Consider the following 6683-nt stretch of genomic DNA (forward strand, 5'->3'; position numbering starts at 1 on the left):
AAGCTAATCAAAAAAACCTCATCGAATGATGAGGTTTTTTATTCAGAAATAAAATCTTTAACATGAATTTCATAAATTACAGCCCGATATTTAGGTTTATCTAAGTGGCTAGAAATTTTCCCACCCAGACGTTCTGCAATTTTTCGGCTAGCCCAGTTTTCTTCTGCTACCGGATAGCTCAAAACTTTAATCCCTAATGTATTAAAAGCATAGCCCACAATACAACGTACTGCCTCATGTCCATAATGATGACCATGCGCCTTTTCACGAATCCAGATACCCACTTCAGGTATTTCATCATGCAGTCGATGCAAACCGCATAATCCGATAAATTCATGTCTTTCAATATGGCGAATCACAAAGATATATTCTTTATGATTAGCCATATTGTTTAGCCAGTTTTGCCAGACTGTTGCAAATACCTGTTCAGATTCCGGTGCATCCCATGCCATAAAACGGGTCAAACTCGGGGTAATCGAGGCATAGGCTTCCGCAGCATCGGATGACTTAAAATAATCTAAAACAAGACATTTACTTTGCAATATAGGCGAAAGACTTTGCATTTGTTGAACTAGTTCTTCCACTCAAACTCACTAAAACTTTCTTGTTCTTTCAACGATGCTTCAACAGCTTGTGCCAACTGATTTAATAAACTTTGTTCTGTAATCCGGTCCAGCCAGTCCTGTTCTTCATCCGGGTAAGAGGCGATTTCACAAATCAGGTGCCCTTCCTGGTCTCGTGTCTCACAGCTCACTGATAATGGCAACTCGTGTTCATCGACACTTACGGCCACTTGTGCGCCACTTTGCGCCAAGGTTTTAAAGCCATATTTACCGAGCTCTTCCGTCAGCAGATGTGTCACATATTCCTGAGTCTGCTGACTGCCCTGTAATTGTTCCTGGCTCTGAGGATTGGCCATAAATTTTAATTTTCGCATTGCTACATCCAAATGGCTTTTTTGTTGTATGGTTTTAGCATAAGCCAATATAAACAAAACAGCCAAGCAAAAGCTTGGCTGTTTCATGTAAATTTTAGAATTATTCTGTCACTTCAATCGCCAGACCAGCTTGAGAAGTCAGTTCAGTGAAGGTTGGGAAACTGGTTGCGACAGTTTCAGTCCCAACAATCTTAATTTCACCTGAGTTACGCAGACCTGCAATCGAGAAGCTCATGGCAATACGATGATCATGATGCGATTCAATTTCACCGCCAGTAAAGATTGGTGACCAGTCGCCTGTCTTACCTTTACCTTCGATGATGATGCCGTCATCAGTTGGTGTGCAATCAATACCCATGGTTTTCAAACCATCAGCCATCACCTGAATACGATCAGATTCTTTGACACGCAGCTCAGCAGCACCAGTTAGAATCGTTTGGCCTTCTGCACATGCAGCAGCAATGAATAATGCCGGGAATTCATCAATTGCTAGTGGCACTTGGTCTTCCGGCATATGAATGCCTTTTAACGTACGTGTACCGCGAATACGAATGTCTGCAATCGGTTCACCGCCTGCAATACGTTCATTTTCAACAGTGATGTCCGCACCCATCTGTTTCAGGATTTCAATCACACCAGTACGGGTCGGGTTAATGCCTACCGCTTCCAAAGTCACGTCTGAATTTTCAGTAATCGCTGCACCGACCATAAAGAAAGCTGCAGATGAAATATCAGAAGGCACCTGAATGTTAGTACCCACCAGCTTGCCGCCACCTTGCAGGGAAATACGGTTGCCTTCAGTTTTTACGTCATAACCAAACGCACGCAACATACGTTCAGTATGGTCACGGGTTGGTTCAGGTTCAGTCACTGAAGTTTCACCTTCCGCCCAAAGACCCGCCAGCAGAATACCTGATTTCACCTGAGCAGATGCCATTGGCAAGTCGTATTGAATACCTTTCAGGTTTTGATTACCCGTAATCGATACTGGTGGTGTACCACGTTCACCCGTAGTTTGAATCTGCGCGCCCATCAAACGTAATGGTTTTGCAATACGCTCCATTGGACGTTTAGACAGGGATGCATCACCCGTCATCACCGAATCAAATTTCTGAGCTGACAGCATGCCAGCCAGCAGGCGCATCGAAGTACCAGAGTTACCCATGTAAAGCGCAGACTTCGGTGCTTTCAGACCTTGCATACCCACACCATGAATGGTCACTTCACCATTTTTAGGGCCTTCGATGCTCACGCCCATGTCACGGAAGGCTTGTAAAGTTGCAAGTGCATCTTCACCCTCAAGGAAACCCGTCACATGCGTTGTGCCTTCAGCGATGGCACCAAACATGATGGAACGGTGTGACACAGATTTGTCACCTGGCACGGTAAATTTACCCTGGAACGTCTTGGCACCTGGTTGAATGGTAAATTGTTGTGTCACTTTATTTTTCTCCATGAGAGGTTTCTTGGCGAGCATATGATTGAAGTGCTGACGCGCGGCTTGCGCATGCCCCAACAAGCCTATTAAAGCTTGTGAATCTTCATCTTCAATCAGCTTGCGGATAATCGCGAGTTGAGCTTCAAAGCCATCTACAGCATTAAGAATTGCTTTTTTGTTGGCAAAAAAGATGTCATGCCACATTTGTGGATCACTGGCTGCAATTCGGGAAAAGTCCCGAAAGCCGCCCGCAGCATAACGAAAAATATCGAAATTGTCTTCACGCTTGGCCAGTTGTTCGACCAGGTTAAAGGCCATCAGATGCGGAAGATGACTGGTATGGGCCAGCACTTCATCGTGCTTTTCCACATCCATACAAATCACTTCCGCTTTGGCCACCTGCCACAGTTGAATCAGTTTATCGACCGCCCATTGTCCGCTGCTTGGTAACGGCGTCAAAATCACCTTGTGATTGGCAAATAGATCGACCTTACCTGCATGCACGCCGGTATGTTCAGCACCCGCAATTGGATGCCCCGGCACAAAACCGGCTGGCAGATTTTCACCAAACACAGCTTTGGCTGCTTCTACCACATTGCCTTTGGTACTGCCAACATCGGTCAGAATGGCATTTTCCAACAAATAAGGCTTGATCGTTTCTAGCACTTTCTGGGTAGCACGAACAGGTAATGCCAGTACCACCAGATCTGCCCCCTTAACGGCTTCTACAGGATTTGCATAGCCGTTGGAAATCAGACCAAGTGCCTTGGCATCTTCCAAGGTTTTTTGTGAGCGGGTCGATGCCACGATGTCATTGGCTAAATGCTCGGCCTGAATGACACGCGCCAGACTTGAACCAATCAGTCCAAGTCCGATAAAGGCAACTTTTTCAAACAATGGCTGCGACATAACTTAAGCTTTCGCCTCTAAGCCAAGTACTTTACCTAATGCAGCAAGGAATTTGGCATTTTCAGCTTCAGTACCAATCGATACACGCAGGTGGTTTGGAATACCCACTGGACGTACGATCACGCCTTCTTTCAACAACTTGTTAAATGTTTCAGCTGGATCAGCCTGTACATCAACCAAGATGAAGTTTGCGCGTGAAGGTACATAGTTCAGGCCTAAAGCTTTGAAGCCGGCTTCTAGCTGTGCCATACCCGCCTTGTTCACTTCACGAGATTTCTCGATAAATGCTCCATCTTTCAGTGCAGCAACCGCAGCCACCATGGCTAAATGGTTGACGTTGAATGGCTGACGGATACGGTTCAAGTAATCAGTCACTTCAACAGATGCCAAAGCAAAACCAACACGCAGCGCAGCCAGACCATAGCACTTAGACAGCGTACGGCTGACAATCAGGTTTGGATATTGTTTCAGGAATTTCAGGCTATTGAAGTTTTCCGGGAAATATTCCACATAGGCTTCATCCAGTACTACGATCACATTCGCTGGAACTTTTTGCATGAATGCTTCAAATTCAGCTTCTTCGAACCAGGTCCCTGTCGGGTTGTTCGGATTCGCAATAAAGATCAGCTTGGTGTTGTCTTTTACCGCAGCCGCCATCGCTTCAAGGTCATGAGAGAAGCCTTTTGCTGGCACTTCAATCGCTTCGGCATTAATCGCTTGAGTCACCAGTGCATATACCGCAAACGCATGCTGGCTATACACCACTGAATCTTTTTCAGAAACAAATGCACGGGCAAATATTTCCAGTAAGTCGTTTGAACCATTACCCAAAGTAATCTGGTTATGATCAAAACCGAATTGTGTCTTGATCTGATCTTTCAGGATAAAGCCACCGCCATCAGGATAACGGCCAATTTCCGCCAGTTCCGCAGCCACTGCTTCTTTGACTTTATCTGAACAGCCCAGCGGGTTTTCATTTGAAGCCAGTTTCACGATATCAGTGATGCCCAACTCACGCTCAAGTTCACTGATCGGTTTACCTGGTTGATATGGCTTTAATTTATAGATGCCTTCATTGGCTGGGACAAACGACATTTTATACTTCCGATTTACAGATGAAACAGTGGTTAGCACTCTCGCACTAACCACGAAAGGCTGCTTTTATAAAACAGCTGCAGGATATGAACCAAGCACGCGGACTTCTTTCACAAGCGGACGAATTTCTTCGATCGCAGCTTTAACATTTTCCTGCTCAATATGACCTTCAAGATCGATAAAGAATACATAAGCCCATTTTTCAGGAAGTGCAGGTCGAGTTTCAATACTGGTTAGACTAATGTTGTGCTTGGCAAATGGAGCCAGAATTTCCAGCAATGCACCGGCACGGTCATGTGCAGACACCAGTAATGAAGTTTTATCATTGCCGCTTTGTGGCACTTTTTCACGGCCAATCACCAGGAAGCGTGTCGTGTTCTCTGGATTGTCCTCAATATTGCTGTGCATAATCTCAAGATTATAAATATTCGCAGCAATTTCAGAAGCAATCGCAGCAGAATGCCATTCATTCTGAATACGGCGCGCAGCTTCAGCATTTGAACTGAGTGCCACACGTTCTACACCTGGATAATGGGCATCCAGCCATTTACGGCATTGAGCCAGAGTTTGCTGGTGTGCATAGATCTGTTTAATACTGTCTTTACGGGTATTTTCAGAGATCAGAAACTGGTGATGAATAGGTAATTCCACTTCGCCAATCACATTCAGATGCGAAGTCTTGAAACAGTCTAAAGTATGGTTCACTACACCTTCAGAGGAGTTTTCAACCGGCACCAGACCATAATGCGCACTGCCCGCTTCTACTTCACGGAACACTTCATCAATAGTCGGTAATGGACGAACCACAGCATCATGACCAAAATGTTTCAACACTGCTGAATGTGTATAAGTACCAACAGGTCCCAAAAACGCAATACTTTGCGGTGCTTCAAGCGCCAAACAAGCTGACATGATCTCGCGGAACAGACGTGCCATCGTCGTATCTGACAACGGTCCTTCATTGCGCTCCATAACATTGCGCAAAACCTGTGCTTCACGTTCCGGACGGTAAAACAGCGGATTTTCTTCAGATGCGAATTTCGCTTTTGCTACAGCCTCAGCCAAACGTGCACGACGGTTAATCAATTGCTGGATTTGTTGATCAACTGAATCGATATCTTCACGAATTTTAGCCAAATCTAAAGAAGCCGTTGTGTTTTGATCGTCGTTGATCATCGTGATGTCGCCCTTCATAAACCTTATCTGTGCAGTATAACAATTAGTGCGCTACAAATGTTACACAATATAACTTTAGTAGATTAATTCTTAAAAACAGGGAGTTGATTTTAACCGTTCATCGCTTTAGTCATATCTGGTAACATTTCTTTCAGCATTTTCGCATGTTTTACATTATCAAATTGTAAACTTTGTCCGCTCATCTTAACTGATTTCTATCAAGATGAAATATCACTATTTCTTAATCTACATAACGATTTTAAGCATAAGAAAATAAAAATAAAGCCATCTCGATACCTCTAGTTTGACTACTTAAAATCTGAGTGACAGTTCACAATAAAATGCACATAGAAAACTGTTTTTTTTAATCATTTTCCTTTGATTTAATTGGATTTTTTACACTAAATCACTATTCGGTTACAAAGCAGAGACGTTTTTTAAACCTTAAATCGCTAGTCTAATTTAAAACTACATTGGGGGTGCCTATAATGCCAAAAAGAATAGCGGTACTTGTAACGAATAATTTTGAAGATCTTGAATATACTGAACCTGTTGCAGCCTTACTTGCTGCAGAGCACAGTGTCTGTAATATTGAACTCCATGCCGGAAAAGTCGTACATGGATTACATGGCCAGTCGAGTGTAACGATTGATCGGGGAATTGATCATATCAGTATTGATGATTTTGATGTCTTACTCATTCCGGGCGGTGAATCCCCAGTTTCCCTCGCCAACGATACGCGAGTCTTACATTTCATTCAGGCTTTTAATGAGGCCAAAAAAACCATTTTTAGTCTTTGTGACGCATCTTTATTACTCAGTGAAGCTGATGTTTTAAAGAACCGCATCATTACCAGTATCCGTGCGCATGCACCTCGAGTACAACATGCAGGTGCGACGTATTATGATGTTGAACTGGTCAATGACAATAATCAGCTGATTTCATCTCGAGTACCCAATGATTTGCCAATTTTTATTCATGAATGTCTGGATGTACTAAAATCTTAAAATAATAAAACATCTAGATTTCAAGAATATTCTTTCCATAAAAAAAGAGTCCATTTAGGACATTGCTGTCCCATAGTTTGCTTTAAATAAAAAAACCTGAGTCCTAACAGTTAAAATATGA

6 protein-coding genes are annotated in these 6683 nt (G+C 43.5%); 1 reads left to right on the top strand and 5 read right to left on the bottom strand.

The features are described from left to right. Positions 1-38: 38 nt before the first annotated feature. From B4J23_RS00445 to pheA, 5 genes are all read right to left on the bottom strand, one after another. Positions 39-584, bottom strand: a complete 546-nt coding sequence (locus tag B4J23_RS00445) for a GNAT family N-acetyltransferase (RefSeq protein ID WP_291358207.1) — start codon at positions 582-584, stop codon at positions 39-41. Next, positions 572-937 (bottom strand): hypothetical protein, encoded by a 366-nt coding sequence (locus B4J23_RS00450; RefSeq protein ID WP_291358209.1) that lies wholly within the window; start codon positions 935-937, stop codon positions 572-574. Before B4J23_RS00450 ends, B4J23_RS00445 begins: the two co-directional genes overlap by 13 nt. A gap of 100 nt (positions 938-1037) precedes the next feature. Then, positions 1038-3284, bottom strand: coding sequence for a bifunctional prephenate dehydrogenase/3-phosphoshikimate 1-carboxyvinyltransferase (locus B4J23_RS00455; RefSeq protein ID WP_291358211.1), 2247 nt, complete (start codon positions 3282-3284; stop codon positions 1038-1040). Positions 3285-3287: 3 nt separating this feature from the next. Beyond that, positions 3288-4379 (bottom strand): histidinol-phosphate transaminase, encoded by a 1092-nt coding sequence (gene hisC, locus B4J23_RS00460; RefSeq protein WP_291358213.1) that lies wholly within the window; start codon positions 4377-4379, stop codon positions 3288-3290. A gap of 66 nt (positions 4380-4445) precedes the next feature. Further along, a complete protein-coding gene (pheA, locus tag B4J23_RS00465; protein ID WP_034170724.1) occupies positions 4446-5555 on the bottom strand; it encodes a prephenate dehydratase in 1110 nt (369 codons plus the stop codon). Positions 5556-6043: 488 nt separating this feature from the next. On the opposite strand from pheA, the gene B4J23_RS00470 reads away from it, so the two are divergent. Further along, positions 6044-6562 carry a DJ-1/PfpI family protein gene (locus B4J23_RS00470; protein ID WP_291358218.1) on the top strand — a complete coding sequence of 173 codons (519 nt, stop codon included), beginning with the start codon at positions 6044-6046 and terminating at the stop codon, positions 6560-6562. Positions 6563-6683 lie beyond the last annotated feature (121 nt).

The organism is Acinetobacter sp. UBA3025, assembly GCF_002367915.1.
GTDB lineage: Bacteria > Pseudomonadota > Gammaproteobacteria > Pseudomonadales > Moraxellaceae > Acinetobacter.